This window comes from Pseudomonas sp. LBUM1657 (genome assembly GCF_059716075.1).
On the sequence record NZ_CP166799.1, the window covers coordinates 3,534,828 to 3,551,944 of the forward strand.

24 protein-coding genes, 2 tRNA genes and 2 pseudogenes are annotated in these 17,117 nt (G+C 58.1%); 20 read left to right on the forward strand and 8 right to left on the reverse strand.

All coding sequences use genetic code 11. The features are described 5' to 3' along the window. Positions 1-67: 67 nt before the first annotated feature. Positions 68-907, reverse strand: coding sequence for a UTP--glucose-1-phosphate uridylyltransferase GalU (galU, locus tag ACA055_RS16255; protein WP_010460715.1), 840 nt, complete (start codon positions 905-907; stop codon positions 68-70). 277 nt (positions 908-1,184) lie between these two features. Between galU and ACA055_RS16260 the strand changes: the two genes are divergently transcribed. Continuing rightward, positions 1,185-1,373: a hypothetical protein gene (locus ACA055_RS16260; protein ID WP_480421099.1), complete on the forward strand. Its 189-nt coding sequence runs from the start codon at positions 1,185-1,187 to the stop codon at positions 1,371-1,373. Positions 1,374-1,512: 139 nt separating this feature from the next. After that, the gene (locus ACA055_RS16265) at positions 1,513-1,794 is read left to right on the forward strand and encodes a hypothetical protein (protein ID WP_497679575.1); all 282 of its coding nucleotides are present in this window, start codon (positions 1,513-1,515) and stop codon (positions 1,792-1,794) included. Between the two features lie 11 nt (positions 1,795-1,805). Here ACA055_RS16265 and ACA055_RS16270 read toward each other — a convergent pair whose 3' ends face one another. Both ACA055_RS16270 and ACA055_RS16275 read right to left on the reverse strand, forming a co-directional pair. Continuing rightward, on the reverse strand, positions 1,806-2,036 hold the full coding sequence (locus ACA055_RS16270) for a hypothetical protein (RefSeq protein ID WP_497679576.1): 231 nt from the start codon (positions 2,034-2,036) through the stop codon (positions 1,806-1,808). Between the two features lie 73 nt (positions 2,037-2,109). Further along, entirely contained in the window at positions 2,110-2,466 is a 357-nt protein-coding gene (locus ACA055_RS16275; RefSeq protein ID WP_497679577.1) for a hypothetical protein, read from the reverse strand. 212 nt (positions 2,467-2,678) lie between these two features. On the opposite strand from ACA055_RS16275, the gene ACA055_RS16280 reads away from it, so the two are divergent. The 6 genes from ACA055_RS16280 to ada all read left to right on the forward strand — a co-directional run bounded on the left by ACA055_RS16280 (position 2,679) and on the right by ada (position 6,342). Then, positions 2,679-2,981 carry a DUF1883 domain-containing protein gene (locus ACA055_RS16280; protein WP_462001102.1) on the forward strand — a complete coding sequence of 101 codons (303 nt, stop codon included), beginning with the start codon at positions 2,679-2,681 and terminating at the stop codon, positions 2,979-2,981. 29 nt (positions 2,982-3,010) lie between these two features. Further along, entirely contained in the window at positions 3,011-3,187 is a 177-nt protein-coding gene (locus ACA055_RS16285) for a hypothetical protein (protein WP_497679578.1), read from the forward strand. A 125-nt stretch (positions 3,188-3,312) separates the two neighbouring features. Further along, entirely contained in the window at positions 3,313-3,819 is a 507-nt protein-coding gene (locus ACA055_RS16290; RefSeq protein WP_497679579.1) for a methylated-DNA--[protein]-cysteine S-methyltransferase, read from the forward strand. Beyond that, on the forward strand, positions 3,816-4,520 hold the full coding sequence (locus tag ACA055_RS16295; protein ID WP_497679580.1) for a 2OG-Fe(II) oxygenase: 705 nt from the start codon (positions 3,816-3,818) through the stop codon (positions 4,518-4,520). Before ACA055_RS16290 ends, ACA055_RS16295 begins: the two co-directional genes overlap by 4 nt. Next, the gene (gene alkB, locus ACA055_RS16300; protein WP_497679581.1) at positions 4,510-5,190 is read left to right on the forward strand and encodes a DNA oxidative demethylase AlkB; all 681 of its coding nucleotides are present in this window, start codon (positions 4,510-4,512) and stop codon (positions 5,188-5,190) included. Before ACA055_RS16295 ends, alkB begins: the two co-directional genes overlap by 11 nt. Before the next feature lie 87 nt (positions 5,191-5,277). Further along, positions 5,278-6,342 carry a bifunctional DNA-binding transcriptional regulator/O6-methylguanine-DNA methyltransferase Ada gene (ada, locus tag ACA055_RS16305; RefSeq protein WP_497679582.1) on the forward strand — a complete coding sequence of 355 codons (1,065 nt, stop codon included), beginning with the start codon at positions 5,278-5,280 and terminating at the stop codon, positions 6,340-6,342. Here ada and acuI read toward each other — a convergent pair whose 3' ends face one another. Next, positions 6,343-7,320, reverse strand: coding sequence for an acrylyl-CoA reductase (NADPH) (acuI, locus tag ACA055_RS16310; RefSeq protein ID WP_497679583.1), 978 nt, complete (start codon positions 7,318-7,320; stop codon positions 6,343-6,345). A 198-nt stretch (positions 7,321-7,518) separates the two neighbouring features. Here acuI and ACA055_RS16315 point away from each other — a divergent pair, with 198 nt between their 5' ends. From ACA055_RS16315 to ACA055_RS16355, 9 genes are all read left to right on the forward strand, one after another. Further along, positions 7,519-8,583, forward strand: coding sequence for an NAD(P)H-dependent flavin oxidoreductase (locus tag ACA055_RS16315; protein WP_497679584.1), 1,065 nt, complete (start codon positions 7,519-7,521; stop codon positions 8,581-8,583). Positions 8,584-8,736: 153 nt separating this feature from the next. Beyond that, on the forward strand, positions 8,737-9,504 hold the full coding sequence (gene modA / locus ACA055_RS16320; protein ID WP_497679585.1) for a molybdate ABC transporter substrate-binding protein: 768 nt from the start codon (positions 8,737-8,739) through the stop codon (positions 9,502-9,504). Next, on the forward strand, positions 9,505-10,185 hold the full coding sequence (gene modB, locus ACA055_RS16325) for a molybdate ABC transporter permease subunit (RefSeq protein ID WP_497679586.1): 681 nt from the start codon (positions 9,505-9,507) through the stop codon (positions 10,183-10,185). Between the two features lie 3 nt (positions 10,186-10,188). Then, a complete protein-coding gene (gene modC, locus ACA055_RS16330) occupies positions 10,189-11,268 on the forward strand; it encodes a molybdenum ABC transporter ATP-binding protein (protein WP_497679587.1) in 1,080 nt (359 codons plus the stop codon). A 74-nt stretch (positions 11,269-11,342) separates the two neighbouring features. Next, positions 11,343-12,380: a DNA topoisomerase IB gene (locus ACA055_RS16335; protein WP_497679588.1), complete on the forward strand. Its 1,038-nt coding sequence runs from the start codon at positions 11,343-11,345 to the stop codon at positions 12,378-12,380. Between the two features lie 87 nt (positions 12,381-12,467). Then, positions 12,468-12,689, forward strand: a complete 222-nt coding sequence (locus tag ACA055_RS16340; RefSeq protein WP_497679589.1) for a hypothetical protein — start codon at positions 12,468-12,470, stop codon at positions 12,687-12,689. Between the two features lie 130 nt (positions 12,690-12,819). Continuing rightward, on the forward strand, positions 12,820-13,050 hold the full coding sequence (locus ACA055_RS16345) for a hypothetical protein (protein WP_010460746.1): 231 nt from the start codon (positions 12,820-12,822) through the stop codon (positions 13,048-13,050). A 313-nt stretch (positions 13,051-13,363) separates the two neighbouring features. Beyond that, a complete protein-coding gene (locus ACA055_RS16350) occupies positions 13,364-13,648 on the forward strand; it encodes a hypothetical protein (protein ID WP_497679590.1) in 285 nt (94 codons plus the stop codon). Positions 13,649-13,798: 150 nt separating this feature from the next. Continuing rightward, complete coding sequence (locus ACA055_RS16355; RefSeq protein ID WP_497679591.1) at positions 13,799-14,224, forward strand: hypothetical protein; 426 nt, start codon at positions 13,799-13,801, stop codon at positions 14,222-14,224. Here ACA055_RS16355 and ACA055_RS16360 read toward each other — a convergent pair. Continuing rightward, positions 14,225-14,434 (reverse strand): annotated as a pseudogene (locus ACA055_RS16360) (TetR/AcrR family transcriptional regulator); the annotation flags it as partial. A 4-nt stretch (positions 14,435-14,438) separates the two neighbouring features. On the opposite strand from ACA055_RS16360, the pseudogene ACA055_RS16365 reads away from it, so the two are divergent. Further along, positions 14,439-14,708 (forward strand): annotated as a pseudogene (locus ACA055_RS16365) (NmrA family transcriptional regulator); the annotation flags it as partial. Positions 14,709-14,756: 48 nt separating this feature from the next. Here the strand turns inward: ACA055_RS16365 and ACA055_RS16370 are convergent. Continuing rightward, positions 14,757-15,152, reverse strand: coding sequence for a hypothetical protein (locus tag ACA055_RS16370; RefSeq protein ID WP_497679592.1), 396 nt, complete (start codon positions 15,150-15,152; stop codon positions 14,757-14,759). A 213-nt stretch (positions 15,153-15,365) separates the two neighbouring features. On the opposite strand from ACA055_RS16370, the gene ACA055_RS16375 reads away from it, so the two are divergent. Both ACA055_RS16375 and ACA055_RS16380 read left to right on the forward strand, forming a co-directional pair. Continuing rightward, complete coding sequence (locus ACA055_RS16375; protein WP_497679593.1) at positions 15,366-15,572, forward strand: hypothetical protein; 207 nt, start codon at positions 15,366-15,368, stop codon at positions 15,570-15,572. 254 nt (positions 15,573-15,826) lie between these two features. Further along, positions 15,827-16,549, forward strand: coding sequence for a metallophosphoesterase (locus ACA055_RS16380; protein ID WP_497679594.1), 723 nt, complete (start codon positions 15,827-15,829; stop codon positions 16,547-16,549). A gap of 103 nt (positions 16,550-16,652) precedes the next feature. On the opposite strand, the gene ACA055_RS16385 is transcribed toward ACA055_RS16380, so the two are convergent. Then, positions 16,653-16,739 (reverse strand) — tRNA-Leu (locus ACA055_RS16385). A gap of 194 nt (positions 16,740-16,933) precedes the next feature. Further along, a tRNA-Cys gene (locus ACA055_RS16390) sits at positions 16,934-17,007 on the reverse strand. Positions 17,008-17,117: the final 110 nt, after the last annotated feature.

A 17,117-nucleotide genomic window follows, 5' to 3' on the forward strand; every position in this document is an offset into this window, starting at 1 on the left:
ACGATATGAGGCCAGAAAATGAAAAAGCCACCCGGAGGTGGCTTTTCAGTACAAGCGGGGCAGGCTATCAGTAAGCCTTGCCAGTCTTGTAGAAGTTCTCGAAGCAGAAGTTGGTCGCGTCGATGTAGCCTTCCGCGCCACCGCAGTCGAAACGCTTGCCCTTGAACTTGTAGGCCATTACGCAGCCGTTTTGCGCCTGCTTCATCAAGGCGTCGGTGATCTGGATTTCGCCGCCCTTGCCTGGCTCGGTCTGTTCGATCAGGTCGAAGATGTCCGGAGTCAGGATGTAGCGACCGATGATCGCCAGGTTCGACGGTGCGTCTTCTGGTTTCGGCTTCTCGACCATGCTGTGAACGCGGTAGATGTCGTCGCGGATCATCTCACCGGCAATCACACCGTACTTGTGAGTTTCTTGCGGGTCGACTTCCTGGATGGCAACGATCGAGCAGCGGAACTGCTTGTACAGCTTGACCATCTGGGTCAGTACGCCGTCACCTTCGAGGTTGACGCACAAGTCATCCGCCAGCACCACGGCGAACGGTTCGTCGCCGATCAGCGGACGGCCGGTCAGGATGGCGTGGCCCAGGCCCTTCATTTCGGTCTGGCGAGTGTAGGAGAACGAGCAGTTGTCGAGCAGCTTGCGGATGCCGACCAGGTATTTTTCCTTGTCGGTGCCCTTGATCTGGTTTTCCAGCTCGTAGCTGATGTCGAAGTGGTCTTCCAGGGCGCGTTTGCCGCGACCAGTGACGATGGAGATTTCAGTCAAACCAGCGTCCAGTGCTTCTTCGACGCCGTACTGGATCAGTGGCTTGTTTACCACCGGCAGCATTTCTTTGGGCATGGCTTTAGTCGCTGGCAGGAAGCGAGTACCGTAACCGGCTGCAGGGAACAAGCATTTCTTGATCATATAAGTCCTTGAAAGGGCTGTGTGTACGAGTTTCGGCGCAGTCTAATCAGGCGGCGTGCACCTTACAATGCCCCGCACTGGCTAACCGATGCCATCATAGAGAAATATTCTCACGGATAGTTCCGCAGATAGTTCTGCTGCCTCTTATAGATAGCAGAGACCGGCAAATCTGCACCGTCCGATCAGCTGACAATCGCACCACCATACGCCCATCGGCACCCGTTGAGGGCATTTGGCGCTATCATTGCGCGATTGAACCAGTCAACGAGGCAGTTAGATGTCGGTAGCAAAAAGCGTCAACGGGTACCTGATCAACCAGGCGAAAGACGGCCAATGGTGGGTAGATAGCGTCGGTGGTGAGAATATCGCCGGGCCTTTCCCTACCGAAGCGTTGGCAATTGAAGTGGCATCGGTGTTGCAAGACCAACCCGCAGCCCCTAAGCGGCGCGGCAAGGACAAGAGCTGATCGGCACGTGACGCGATCCAGCCCTGCCTCTGCGCAGGGCTTTTTTATGATTACCTGCCCAAACATGGCCTTTCGCTATAACCTTTTGATGCCGGCGCTGTCACAGGCTTAGCCCCATCATCCTGACGACGACCACGACATGAATAAATTTTTGCCACTGATTGCGGTACTGGCCCTGAGCGGCTGTGCCACTTCGGAAACGACTTACCTGAACAACGGCGAGCAAGGCCTGGCCATCGACTGCTCCGGGGAAGCCAATTCCTGGGCCACCTGCTATGAAAAGGCCGATGCTTCTTGCGCCGGCACCGGCTACCGCATCGTCGGTACCGACGGGACACCCTCGAGCAAGGAAAGCGACAAGACCCTGGGTGTCGACGTCGGCAACTACAAGAACCGCAGCGTCGTGGTGGTCTGCAAGTAAGGCGCCCTGCCCTACATGTGAATTTCGGCGAATTTGATCCCGAGGCCGCGCACGGTCTCGATCAAATCGTCAAGGCGACCGAAAGACTCAACCTCATCGTTCTCATCCACCAGAAAATAACTGCGCCCGGCGCTCTTCTTGAAAAACACGATCCATTCCCCCGGGTTCGCCGGATTCTGAATGACGTGGGTGGCAGAGATGTGACCCTCTGCATGGCGCTCCCGTACCTGCTCTCGCTTCATGCTCGACTCCAGAAATGACAATGCCGCCAAAGCGTTTGCTTTGACGGCATCGGTGCTGACGGTCGACAGTCTATCAGCCGGAAATGCACGCGGTCGCGGCATTGCGCACGTCGTGTGGGCGCAGCGGCACGTTGGAGATGCGCTCATGCAGCTTGATGCTGCTGCCGGTTGAGCGGTCTTCAATGTCGAAGACGGCGGCCGGGCCGGAGGAAAACTTCTGCGGCACGATAACCCGCACGCCGTCCTTCTGTGGCTCGATTTGCAGGGCGCCACGGCTGCTGGCGAGTTTCTCGGTCAGGCACTGCGCGTACTCATGGGGTTTCTTGCCTGAAATCACGCTCATGGTGGGCAGTGTTTCATTTATTTCGGAGACACTCGCACAGCCACTCATCGCCAACGCCATAGGCAGGAACCACGCACCCCACTTCATACGAAACCTCCGATAAAGACCCTCCGACAGCACAAATGCCGTTTTTCTCCGAGTGTTATTGCTTTTATCGTTCATAGAATTCCGAATAACCGTTTTTAATTGTCAAAGCGCACCTCGACGACCGGATAATAACCCGTTCGGGCTGATAAACTGCGCCAATCGCCCAAGCTATCGTTTTGATTTTGTAGAAAAAGCCCTTCTGGAGGCGCCTCATGAAATTTATCCACCAGCGCGAGCACCTCAACGAAGACGACATCGTCGTCATCCAGTGCTCCCAAACCTGCAACATCCGCTTGATGAACGACGCCAATTTCCGCAGCTTCAAGAATGGCGGCCGCCACACTTACCACGGCGGTGCGTTCGACACCTTCCCGGCCCGGATTACTGCACCGAGCACCGGTTTCTGGAACATCACCATCGACACCGTGAACCGCCGGCCGATCAGCGTGACCCGCAAACCGACCCTGACTCACACGATCAAGATCATTCGTCGCTCCAGCTCGAAACTGAGCTGAGTGCCGCTCCCACACCAAGACAAACAGGTATGACCGTGGCCCAAACGACCAAGTACGTCATCAAGTACAAACTCAATGGCGAGCGCCGCTTCGAATTTGCCCAGCTTGAAAATGGCACCGTAGAAGAAGCCAAAGCCGCGCTGGACGTCATTCACGGCCAAGGTGAGGACATCATCAGCGAGATCAGCGTCAGCAAAGCGTTGTAACGCGATCCGGAGCGACAACAGGGACGTCTGCTCCACCGTCCAAATTCGACCGCAAGCGCCGGAGTGTTCGCGCAGGCACTGCTTCATAGACTGGCCACCTCAACCCTGGGTTAAGGAGTCAGAACATGTCCACTTCCTCGATTTGCTACATCAGCGGCACTTGCAGCCTGGGTGTCCTGCTGCTGGCATTCAGCACCGAGGGCCTGTGCGCGTTGTTACTGGGCGATGACCTGGCTGCACTGGAACGCGATCTAGCCCGGCGCTTCCCCGGCCAACACACGCCTCAGCGCGACGAGGATTTGATGCCGGCGCTGGAACAAATCCTGAGTCATCTTGAAGACCCGCGCACCGCCCTCGATTTGCCGCTGGACCTGGCGGGCAGCGTATTTCAACGGCGGGTCTGGGAAGCCCTGCGACAAATACCGCTCGGTGAAACCGCCAGCTACCAGGACATCGCGCGACAACTGGGTCAACCAAAAGCCTTTCGTGCGGTGGCCAATGCCTGCGGCGCAAACCCGCTGGCGGTGATCGTGCCTTGTCATCGAGTGCTGCGTCAGGATGGCAGCCTCGGCGGCTATCGCTGGAGACTGGAGCGCAAACGGCAACTGCTGGATCGTGAGGCCCGGCGATGAGCGAGCACTCCCTGGACACGCTGGATTGGCCCCTGCTCGAACAGCAACTCGATCAGGACGGCTGCGCGATCATCAAATCTCTGTTGAGTCGCAAGGCCTGTGACGAAGTGAGCGCCCTGTACGCACGGCCCGAAGCCTTTCGCTCCCAGGTGATCATGGCGCGTCACGGTTTTGGTCGTGGCGAGTACAAATACTTCAGCTATCCGCTACCGGATCTGGTGGCCCGGTTGCGCAGCGCGCTCTATCCACGATTGGTGCCGATTGCCAATCGCTGGTACGAGCAAATGGGCCTGCCCACCCGCTTCCCCGAATCGCATAAAGCCTTTCTCGAACGTTGCCACGTCGCCGGTCAGGAACGCCCGACGCCACTGTTGCTGCAATATGGACCGCAGGACTACAACTGCCTGCATCAGGACTTGTATGGTGAACATGTCTTCCCGCTACAAGTGGCGATTCTTCTGTCAGAGCCGGACGAAGAGTTCACCGGCGGCGAGTTCGTCCTGACCGAACAGCGCCCACGGATGCAGTCGCGCCCACAAGTCATCAGTCTGAAGAAAGGCGACGGACTGATCTTTGCTGTCAATCAGCGACCGGTCAAAGGCATTCGTGGCTATTACCGAGTGACCCTGCGCCACGGCGTGAGTCGCCTGCACAGCGGAAAACGGCATACCCTTGGAATCATCTTTCACGATGCGTCATGACCCCATGAACCCGAGCACTTTTGATCTGTTTGCCGACGCGGAACCCGAACAACAACCTCGGCGCGAGCAAATCGGCGAACAGTCCTACGTACTGAGAGGCTTCGCCCTACCGTGGCTCGACCAGTTACTGCCCGCACTAGAAGCGGTCCTGGCGGCGGCGCCGTTTCGGCAGATGGTCACGCCCGGCGGCTTCACCATGTCGGTGGCCTTGAGCAGTTGCGGCACGCTGGGCTGGACCACCGACCGCAGCGGTTATCGCTACACCCGCAATGATCCGCAGACCGGCCAACCCTGGCCGAAGATGCCCGAGGTGTTTTTCCAACTGGCACAAGCGGCGGCCCGGGAAGCGGGGTTTGTGGATTTCGTGCCGGATTCCTGCCTGATCAACCGCTATGTCCCCGGAGCCAAGATGTCATTGCATCAGGACAAGGACGAAGGTTCCTACGCTGCGCCCATTGTTTCGGTGTCCCTGGGGCTGCCGGCAATGTTCCTGTTTGGTGGCTTTGAGCGCAGCGATAAAAGCCAACGGGTGCCGCTATTGCATGGCGACATCGTGGTCTGGGGTGGTGTGGATCGCTTGCGCTATCACGGTGTGCTGCCGATCAAGGACGGCCAGCACCCGCGACTGGGCGAACAACGGATCAACTTCACCTTCCGCACTGCCGGATGACGCCCTCGAATTCGATCGCAAGACTCGGGGTGCAGCGAGCCTGTCGGCTGGTTAATCTGAATCAAACGGATCAACGGACATGAAGCCATGACAACTTCTTCGACAACGATCGCCACCGAGAACGATCCTCGCTGGGCCGCCGTCGTCGCTCGCGACCCTCGGGCAGACGGGCAGTTTGTCTATGCGGTAAAAACCACCGGCATCTATTGCCGCCCCAGCAGCCTGGCGCGTTTGCCGAAACCACAAAACGTCGAGTTTTTCGACACCGCTGAACAGGCCCAGGCAGCGGGTTATCGCCCGAGCAAACGAGCGGCGAAGGATCAAAGCGACGTCGCCGCGCAACATGCCGCCACTGTCGCTGCGGCTTGCCGCCAGATCGAAACCGCCGAGAATCTGCCTGCGCTGAGCGAACTGGCCACTGCGGCCGGTCTCAGCAGTTTTCACTTCCATCGAGTATTCAAGTCTGTCACCGGCCTGACGCCCAAGGGTTACGCCGCGGCCCATCGGTCACGCCGGGTGCGTGAGGGTCTGACAAACGGAGGCACTGTAACCGACGCCCTGTACGACGCCGGCTTCAATTCCAACAGCCGTTTCTATGAAGCAGCGGATCAGCTACTGGGCATGAAACCCGGTGATTACCGCGCGGCCGGCCAGAACAACGACATTCGCTTTGCTGTCGGCCAGTGCTCCCTCGGAGCGATTCTGGTGGCGCAAAGTGAACGCGGGGTTTGCGCGATCCTTTTGGGGGATGATCCGCACCAACTGGTCTGCGATCTGCAGGACAAGTTTCGGCGGGCCAACCTGATTGGCGCCGATCACGAATTCGAGCAATTGATCGCCAAGGTTGTAGGCTTTATCGAAGCCCCGGCCATTGGCCTGGACTTGCCTCTGGATGTACGCGGCACGGTGTTTCAGGAGCGGGTCTGGCAAGCGCTGCGGGAGATTCCTGCCGGCAGCACCGCGAGTTACGCTGATATCGCCCAGCGCATCGGCGCGCCAAAAGCGGTGCGCGCCGTGGCTCAAGCCTGCGGCGCGAACAGCCTGGCGGTGGCGATTCCGTGCCATCGCGTAGTGCGCAGCGATGGCAACCTGTCGGGGTATCGCTGGGGCGTGGAACGCAAGCGACAGTTGCTGGAACGTGAGACGCAATAATCAGCGGTTCACGTCCACCACTACCCGCCCGCGCAACTGGCCGGCGAGCAACCGCGGCGCGGCGTCGATGGCTTCGCTCAAACCAATTTCGTGACTGATCAGCGGCAGCAAGGCGAAGTCCAGATCCTTGGCCAGACGATTCCAGGCCAGTATTCGTTTGGCTTTCGGCTGGGTCACGCTGTTGATCCCGGCGAGGGTCACACCGCGCAAAATGAACGGCGCGACTGAAGCCGGGAAGTCCATGCCTTGTGCCAGACCGCACGCCGCCACCGTACCGTTGGCTTTCGTGCTGGCACAGGCGTTGGCAAGGGTGTGACTGCCGACCGAGTCGATCACTGCCGCCCAACGCTCCTTGGCCAAAGGTTTACCCGGCTCGGACAGCGTGGCGCGGTCGATGATTTCGCTGGCCCCCAACTGCTTCAGATAGTCATGTTCAGAAGTGCGGCCAGTGGACGCTACCACCCGGTAACCAAGCTTGCTCAGCAGCGCGATGGCGAAACTGCCTACACCTCCGTTAGCGCCGGTTACCAGGACTTCACCCTGTTCCGGCGTCACGCCGTTATGTTCCAGCGCCAGGATGCTCAGCATCGCCGTGTAGCCGGCAGTGCCGACGGCCATGGCCTGGGCGGACTGCTTGGGCAGCGGTATCAGCCAATCGCCCTTCAGACGAGCCTTCTGCGCCAATCCACCCCAGTGTCCTTCACCCACACCCCAGCCATTGAGCAGGACCTGGTCACCCACCTTGTAGTCCGGATGCCCACTGACTTCGACAGTGCCTGCCAGATCGATCCCCGGCACCATCGGGAATTTTCGCACCACCGGGCTGTTGCCGGTGATCGCCAGACCGTCCTTGAAATTCAGTGTGCTGTACGCCACCCGCACGGTCACATCGCCCTCGGGCAGTTGATCGTCATTGATCTCTTGCAGTGTGGCGCGGTACCCGCTGTCGTCTTTGTCGATCAAAATGCCTTTGAACATTTGCTGCCTCCTATTGGGTTCACTCAGTGGTGGTGCAATTTGAATAGCACAACGCAACATTTTGCCGTACTCGACTTTAAGCCAACACAGGCGGTTCTCTCGCCTGCGACTAAACTCGACTGGTCTTGCGCCGGTCATTGCTGGTACAAATCCCGTTCTACCGTCCCTGCCCTGCTTTTACGTCGGAGAACCCTTCAAATGAGCCAATGGCCAGATACACGTATTCTTGACCTGCTCGGGATCGAACTGCCGATCATCCAGGCCCCCATGGCCGGCCCCACCGGATCGGCCATGGTGATTGCGGCGAGCAACGCTGGCGGCCTGGGCTCGATGCCCGCCGCCATGCTGAGCACCGAGCAGTTACGCGAAGAGCTGAAGACGATTCGCCAGCACAGCCAGCGCCCGTTCAACGTCAACTTCTTCTGCCATCAACCTCCGGCTGCCGATGAGCAACGCGCTCAAGACTGGAAAAATCTGTTGGAACCTTATTATCGGGAACTGGGCGTCGATTTCGACGCGCCGACGCCGGTGTCCAATCGCGCGCCCTTCGATAACGCAACCTGCGAAGTGATCGAAGAGTTTCGCCCCGAAGTCGTGAGTTTTCACTTCGGCCTGCCAGAAAAGTCCCTGCTGGATCGTGTGAAAGCGACCGGGGCAAAGGTGCTGTCTTCGGCAACCACCGTCGCGGAAGCCGTCTGGCTGGAGCAGCATGGCTGCGACGCGATCATCGCCATGGGTTACGAGGCCGGCGGGCATCGCGGGATGTTTCTCAGCGATGACCTGAGCAGCCAGGTGGGTATCTTTGCGCTGATTCCACAGATCGTCGATGCCGTGAAAGTGCCGGTAATTGCTGCCGGTGGTATTGCCGATGCACGAGGTGTCGCGGCGGCGTTCCTGCTGGGTGCTTCGGCGGTGCAAGTGGGTACGGCGTATTTATTCACGCCGGAAGCCAAGGTCAGCGCGTCACATCACAAGGCCTTGCGAACCGCCAAGGAGAGTGAGACCGCCATCACCAACATTTTCACCGGCCGCCCGGCACGCGGGATTCTCAATCGAGTGATGCGCGAACTCGGACCGATGAGCGATAAAGCACCGGCCTTCCCGTTGGCGGGTGGTGCGTTGATGCCGTTGCGGGCCAAGGGGGAAGCGGATTTCAGCAACCTCTGGGCCGGGCAGGCGTTTACGTTGGGGGTTGAAATGACGACGGCGGAATTGACCCGGCGTCTGGCTGAGGAAGGGTTGGCGAAGTTGACCCGCTCCTGAGCCAACCTCTGTAGCAGCCTGTGGCAGCTGCTACAGGTTCACGCATGAATTCAACGAGCGCATCCAATACGTTCCGTTTACAGGCAATTCGCTATATATTTATTTATATAGCGTTTACCCCCTCGTTGCACCTGCCTACCACGGAGCCGTTTCATGACCATTCGTGCCTCACGTTTTGTACCAACCTGCCTGGCGAGCCTGCTCGCGGTGTTCGCCATCGGGTCCGCCCAAGCGGATGAAGTCCAAGTCGCTGTAGCCGCCAACTTCACCGCACCGATTCAAGCCATCGCTGCCGAGTTCGAAAAGGGCACCGGGCACAAACTGGTCACCTCCTTTGGTGCAACCGGCCAGTTCTACACCCAGATCAAAAATGGCGCACCGTTCGAAGTGTTCCTCTCGGCGGACGACACCACCCCGCAGAAACTCGAAACCGAAGGCGAGACGGTCAAGGGTTCGCGCTTCACTTACGCCACCGGCACCCTGGCCCTGTGGTCGGCCAAGGACGGTTATGTCGATGCCAAGGGCAAAGTGCTGAGCGACAACCAGTATCAGCACCTGTCCATCGCCAACCCGAAAACCGCGCCTTATGGCCTGGCCGCCACTCAGGTCCTGGCCAAGCTGGGGCTGACCGACAAGGTCAAAGCCAAGATCGTCGAAGGCCAGAACATCACCCAGGCTTACCAGTTCGTGTCCACCGGCAACGCCGAACTCGGCTTTGTGGCCTTGTCGCAGATCTACAAAGACGGCAAAGTCACCGGCGGTTCGGCCTGGATCGTTCCAGCCGACATGCACGACCCGATCAAACAAGACGCGGTGATCCTCAACAAGGGTAAGGACAACCCGGCCGCCAAAGCGCTGGTTGACTACCTCAAAGGTCCGAAAGCCGCCGCTGTCATCAAATCCTACGGTTACCAACTCTAAATGACGCTATCGAGTGCCGACTTTTCCGCCATCTGGCTGACCCTGAAACTGGCGTCGCTGACGACGGTCATCCTGCTGATCATCGGCACTCCGATTGCGTTATGGCTGTCGCGCACGAGCTCCTGGCTGCGCGGGCCGGTCGGGGCGATCGTCGCCCTGCCCCTGGTGTTGCCACCCACGGTGATTGGCTTTTATTTGTTGCTGGCGCTCGGTCCTAACGGGTTTGTCGGCCACTTCACCCAATCACTGGGGCTCGGCACCCTCACATTCAGTTTTGCGGGCCTGGTAATCGGCTCGGTGATCTACTCGATGCCATTCGTGGTCCAGCCGCTGCAAAACGCTTTTTCCGCCATCGGCACACGCCCGCTGGAAGTGGCCGCCACGTTGCGCGCCAATCCCTGGGACACCTTTTTCAGCGTGATCCTGCCACTCGCCCGACCGGGCTTCATCACCGCGGCCATTCTCGGTTTTGCCCACACCGTTGGTGAGTTCGGCGTGGTGCTGATGATCGGCGGCAACATTCCCGACAAGACCCGCGTGGTTTCGGTGCAGATCTACGATCACGTCGAGGCCATGGAATACGCTCAGGCCCATTGGCTGGCCGGGGCGATGCTGGTTTTTTCCTTTGTCGTATTGCTGGCACTCTACTCCAGCCGTAAAACCAAAGCAGGCTGGAGCTGATCGATGATTCATACGCGTCTGAAACTGAAGTATTCGGGGTTCGTCCTGGACGTGGATCTGCAATTGCCCGGTCGTGGGGTGACCGCACTTTACGGTCACTCCGGTTCGGGCAAGACCACTTGCCTGCGTTGCATCGCGGGTCTGGAACGGGCCGAACAGGGATTCATCCAGGTCAACGACGAAGTCTGGCAAGACAGCGCCAAGAAAATTTTCGTACCACCACACAAGCGCGCGCTGGGTTACGTGTTTCAAGAAGCGAGCCTGTTCCCTCACCTTTCGGTGCTGGCGAATCTGCAATTCGGTCTCAAGCGAATCCCGAAACAACAGCGTCGGGTCGATATGGCGCACGCCACCGAACTGCTCGGGATCGGCCATCTGCTGGACCGTCATCCACACAACCTTTCGGGCGGTGAGCGGCAGCGGATCGGCATCGCCCGCGCCCTGCTCACCAGCCCGCAGTTGTTATTGATGGACGAACCGCTGGCGGCACTCGACGCCCAGCGCAAAGGCGAAATCCTGCCCTACCTGCAACGACTGCACGACGAACTGGACATCCCGGTGCTGTACGTCAGTCATTCCCAGGATGAAGTGGCGCGGCTGGCCGACCACCTCGTCCTGCTCAGCAACGGCAAGGCCCTGGCCAGCGGCCCCATCGGCGAAACCCTGGCGCGGCTCGACTTGCCCCTGGCGCTTGGGGATGACGCTGGCGTGGTCATCGAGGGGCACGTCAGTGCTTATGACGCCGATTATCAGTTGCTGACGCTGCAGCTACCCAGTACGGCCCTGAACATTCGCGTGGCTCACACGCCGATGAATCCCGGCCAGGCCCTTCGCTGCAAAGTTCAGGCGCGGGATGTCAGCCTGAGCCTGCACAGCGTCGAGCAAAGCAGCATCCTCAATCGCCTGCCGGTCACCGTGATCAGTGAAATGGGTGCCGACAACGCGGCACACGTACTGATTCGACTGGACGCTGCGGGCACACCGCTGCTGGCGCGGATCACCCGCTATTCCCGCGACCAATTGGGCGTGCATCCCGGCCAGCAACTTTGGGCACAGATCAAAGCGGTGGCGGTGCTGGCGTAAATCCGCTGGCACGACTGCGTGGGGCTGCGGTCAATGGCTGTACGGCCCTCGATTCGTTGTCCAGGATGTTCACCATGCCCGATACCGCGCTGACCGATGTGCTGCCATCCGACCTGCATTACGTCGATGACACCCTTCCCGGAATCGCCCGCAAAAAACTGCGCGGCAAGTTCTGCTACTTCGATCCGGCAGGGCAACGCATCACCGATCCGGACGAGATCAAACGCATCAACGCCCTCGCCGTGCCGCCGGCCTACACCGATGTGTGGATCTGCGCCGACCCGCGCGGGCACCTTCAAGCCACCGGGCGCGATGCCCGGGGCCGCAAGCAATACCGTTATCACCCGCGCTGGCGGGAAGTGCGCGATGCTGACAAATACTCGCGCCTGCGGGACTTCGGCCTGGCCCTGCCAAAACTGCGCAAACAACTGGAAGCCCTGTTGGCCGCCCCCGGCTTCAGTCGCGACAAGGTCATGGCCACGGTGATTACCTTGCTCGATGCGACGCTGATCCGCGTGGGTAACACCCAGTACGCCCGAGATAACCATTCCTACGGACTGACTACGCTGCGCAACCGTCATGTCGAGGTCAACGGCTCGGCCATCCAGTTCCAGTTCCGTGGCAAAAGCGGGATCGAGCACCAGATCACCGTCAAGGACAGGCGCCTGGCACGGGTGGTCAAACGCTGCCTGGATATCCCGGGACAAAACCTGTTTCAGTATCTGGATGAAAACGGCGAACGCCACACGGTCAGTTCCTCCGATGTGAACAGCTACCTGCAAACGCTGACCGGTGCCGACTTCACCGCCAAGGATTATCGCACCTGGGCGGGAAGCGCCTTGGCGTTGGCGGTGCTGCGGGAGTTGCAATGGGAGCCCGAATCGGACGCCAAGCGGCATGTGGTGGAGACCGTGAAAAATGTGGCTCGCCAGTTAGGCAACACGCCTGCGGTGTGCCGCAAGTGCTACATCCACCCTGCGGTGGTCGAAGGCTTCATGCTGGGTGCCCTCGCCGACCTGCCGAAAGCGCGGATACGCAAGGGGCTCAAGGCCGAAGAAGTTGCGCTGGCGATGTTTCTCGAACAGCTGTCTGAAACGGCCAGTGCGAGTTGATCACCCGACGAACTGACCTGTCTATTTTTTGCATGATTGCAAATGGCTTCTATCCTTGTTGTGACACGAAGCAACTGCGGTGAAGCCATGGAAGACATATTCGTTGTGAAGCGTTGCAACAAGATCATCATTCATGGCCGCCGAGCCGGAGAGGTCAGTCACCTGCCACCTGACGCCGCTGTCTGGTACCGCGTCTTCGATACTCGGACTCACGGTTTTCTCGGTGACGGCTTCGATATTGAAGAAGATGCCCAGCGAGTCTGCCTGCAGCTGAATGCCAGGTCGCAAATGACCGCCCAGCAAAGCTGACAATTCGCCTGCCATTTCCGGGTCTATAATGAATTGAGCTTAAGGATTCAGTAACACCCATCGGCAGAAAGCTCGCTCCCAGCGGGCTTTTTGCTGCCCTTTACAGGTTTCTTGAACGGAGGTGTTTGCCATGTCCGAAAAAGAGTCCATCACCACCCTGCTCACCCTGCTTGACTCCCGCCAGGCTCGCCTGGCAGCGGCGTGCAAGGAAATCGCCGACTGGGTCGATCATCAAGGCGGGCACCCAACGGCCCTCAGAATTCGTGATCGCCTGAACGACATCGAGAAAGACGCGCCGCTGATCCGCAATACGCTGTCTTCGCTCAAACCTGTCGACCCGCCTCTACCGCGGTTCAGATGATTCGACCGGGACACTCGATTCGAGGTCATGTCCTGATTCAGGACGCATGAACGGCGACGTTATCGTCACCGAGTGCGTCCTTGCCTGATCGGCTCCCCCTGATATCCCCAACCCGGCCTTGCGTCGGGATTTTTCGTTGTGGGTTCTCCCTTTCACACAGCTTTCACAACTGACGTCCTACAGTGCAACCACTCCTTCTGATGAACCCCTTGGCCCGCCCGCATGCGGGCCATTTTTTTGTCTCTCGTACGGTCGACGAACGTCGATGCCCGCGGGAGGTCAAACGATCACACGTCACAAAGGAGACGTTTTGATGATCACTCACTTCAAAGTCGGCGGGCACCTGGCCTGCGGTCACAAGGGCAGCAACCTCACTTCAACCCGCGAACTTAATCGCGTGAAATGCAGAAGCTGCCGAAACACCGATGCGTTTAAAGACGCACGCAAGGACCAACGCAACGCTGCGCGCCGCGCCGCACGCAAAGCCAAAGTCATCCACACCGGCAATGACTGGCGCGCAACCTGGACCCAGCGACTGACCGACATGGCCGGCCTGCAAAGATTGCCTCGGGGCTTTACCGGTCAACCATTCGTTTAGTTGTCAGCTTCAGCGGCTGAGCCGAATCAACCCGGCCCGGCCGCCCAACACCTACCCACAGACAATCGGATTGAACGAGGCGACTCATCACCTTTCGAAACTTATAGACCCTGGGTAAGCACGCAGGGCGCTATTGGAGAGGAAATCCTGATGAACAGTAGACTTCTGCTTCTGATCGCCAGCCTGAGCCCGGCATGGGTGATGGCTCAAGGATGTGACGTCTTGACCCGGTCCCAGAGCCCTTCCGTCCCAGTGGTCGAATCCCATACCTGCTATGAATACGAAGGCATGCCGGTCGACGCCATCGATTGGTCTTGCAGCAACGAAAGTAAGGAAATGCTGACCAGCACCAAGAAAAAAGTCGAGCAATGCGGCGATCATTATCAGGCGACCTGCCTGGGCACATTGACTCCAGAGTCCCTGGCGAACCCTCAGTCGATGAGTAAGGACAAGAACAGCGACGCGTTCAACATCCCTGACAATGCCCAGATCACCACTTATTACTACGGCGCTGAAAACCTGGCGCAAGCCAAGGTCGATTGCGAAACCGGCGGTGGGCACTGGAAACAGAAATAGCTACGAACCGGCTGTGTTCATGGTCCTTGGCTCCACTATTTCGCGCAGTGGCATGCGTTTGAAGGCCTCTACCAAACGACGCCCCTCTTCGGGTGCGCAGGAAATGGCCAGTCGCATCGTCGCCTCTCCCAGGTGCCAGATCAAAAACGCGGAGTCCTGAACTTGCTGCGCATCGCTCTCTGGAAATACCCGCAGGGCCAGTAAACCGCCCCTTGCCGTGGCCGTCGCTGAAATTGCCCGTGAGACAAAACGCGATATCCGCTTCGCCGAAGTGCCGGGGGACGACTATCGCCAGGCGTTGGAACAGGCGCAGCTTCCAACTCAACTGATCGATTTGGTGCTGTATCTCTTCACCACCGTGCTCGATGGCCGCAACATACCGATTGCCAATGGCGTGCAGCAAGCGCTGGGTCGGCCGGCGCGAGACTTCACCGACTATGTTCGGCGCACAGCCGCTACTGGTGTCTGGGCGAACGAAGGTTGAAATCGGAACACATAAGATCACGGGTGTGCGTTAGTTAGTAATCCCAAACTAGTGCACACTGAACTTATTGTTAGTTACCTTTTTCTTTTGATCTACAAGCCAAACCGAAACACCATCGCTGTGCGCTGTGTTGCATTCCTCACCGTACTTTTTATAGTTGATACAGATGACGTCGCCGGAGACAGTCCAACTGCCCTTTTCCACATTATCTCCCTTGATCTGGATTTTCGCGGCCCCGTCTGGACTCAGGGTTTCCCAAAAATCGTGTCCCGTCGCCGTTACGCTGGTGAGCTTACGACCAATCAACGTCTGCTGTATCTCGGCGCCACTTAATTGCTTCGCACCCGGAGGTGCAGGAGTGTGGGCGTCATTGGGGGCTTGGTGCCCGGAAGAGCACCCGGCCAGAAATAGTGCTACGGTCATGGCGGCGAATAACTTAGGCATAACTTCCACCTCTTTTATTTTTTTTATTCAGACAACACAACTCCTTAGATTAGATAAACCTGCGCCGGTCAATATACTGTTTGACTATACAATCAATAGCGCCGCCAGCGTGCCCGGGCACAATTGCCCCCACCATTTGTTGGCGACAAACAGGTTCCTCGGCTAGGGTTCTATCGCATCATCGTTAACGGGTACTGATCAAGGAGGAGACAGATGACACCCATTCGTATCGCCGAGAAAACCTATCGCGCCTGGTCCAGCCCAATCTTGCTTGAACTCAAGGAGAGAGAGCATCAGCTGGACCCTACGGATCGGGCAGCACTTCACAATGTCTTGGTAGAGAGGAGGCTTGTAGACACGGGAAACCCTTCTGGCGCGGATCGACGGCAGGCAGATTCGGCTACTGACGATAAAAATTGAAAGCGCCGCCCACTCAAAATAGCCGAACAGAAACAAGCAAGGGTTTGCATCAGCTTTCGACCGCAAACCCTTGATTCTAGATGATGCCCGACGCGGCAATTGAACCGAAACGCCAACTAAGTCCGCAGCAGCGAAAAACCATCACTTTGCTCGCCACCGAACCTGGTGCCGCCACGTGACCGCCCCCCATCACGTCCTGACCTAAACTCAACCGAGTACCAAAACGATCGGGTAGCGGCGGATGAGGCCTTCCCATGCTCGAAACTAAAGAGCTGTCGCGCGTAAAACGCTTTACCGCAAACGCTGCTGGTCGAGATGTTGCGGTCGGCGATATTCATGGCCATTTCTCTCGGTTGCAGGCCGCTCTGGATGCGGCCGGGTTCAACCCCTCGATAGATCGCCTGTTCAGTGTTGGCGATCTGATTGATCGCGGGCCGGAGTGCCTGGACGTGCTCACATGGCTGGACAAGCCATGGTTCCACCCGGTGCGCGGCAACCATGATGATTACGTAGTTTGCTTCGATACCTGCGACGTCGACAGCTGGATCTGCAACGGCGGCTCATGGTTCACGAGCCTATCGCTGCTCGAGCAGCAAGAAATGGCAGCGCGGTTCGCCGAGCTCCCTATCGCGATCGAAGTCGAAACAGCTCAAGGCCTGATCGGCATCGTGCACGCTGATTGCCCGTTTCCGTCATGGGAGGAGCTGCAAAAGGAACTGGTAACGCCAGAAAACAATCAGCGTCTGACGCAAGTGCAGAACCGCTGCATGTGGTCACGAAGGCGGATCGATCAGCTTGAGATGCAAGGCGTGGACGGCATACGGGCATTGGTTGTAGGTCATACACCGCTCCGTAAACCTGTCAGCCTTGGCAATGTCATTCACATCGACACGGCGGGCTGGAAGCCAGATTGTGGTTATTTCACCCTGTTGAATCTCGAAACGCTCGAAGCAATGCCAGCAATACGACCCAAATAGTGGGAGCTTTCAACCACCGAAGATGCGGAGCAAATAGAAAGTAGCGAAGCAGAAACAAACAAGGGCTTGCATCAGCTTTCGCCCGCAAACCCTTGATTTTAGATGGTGCCCGAAGCCGGAATCGAACCGGCACGCCCTTACGAGCGGGGGATTTTAAGTCCCATGCGTCTACCAGTTTCGCCATTCGGGCGGTAGCGCGGTGAAGCGGTCCGAGACTGTCAAATAACGAATTGGCAGTTCTGACGCTTTTGCAGCAGAGGAGGAAATATATACATCCCGCCCCGGTGAAGCAAGTTCGCAAATGCCCTTTTCAAGACTAAATCTTGCAGCACAGCGCAAATAAAAAAGCTCCGTAAATCATAGATCTACGGAGCTTGTTTAAAGTGGAGGCCGAGGTCGGAATCGAACCGGCGTAGGTGGATTTGCAATCCACTGCATAACCATTTTGCTACTCGGCCTCAAACATCTGATGTCATGTAGCACAACACCAAACGCGTACAAACTTGGAATTAGATTCATGATCTAACTCCTTGAAAACATTGAGCTTTTTCAGCGGTCAGTGCTTTCG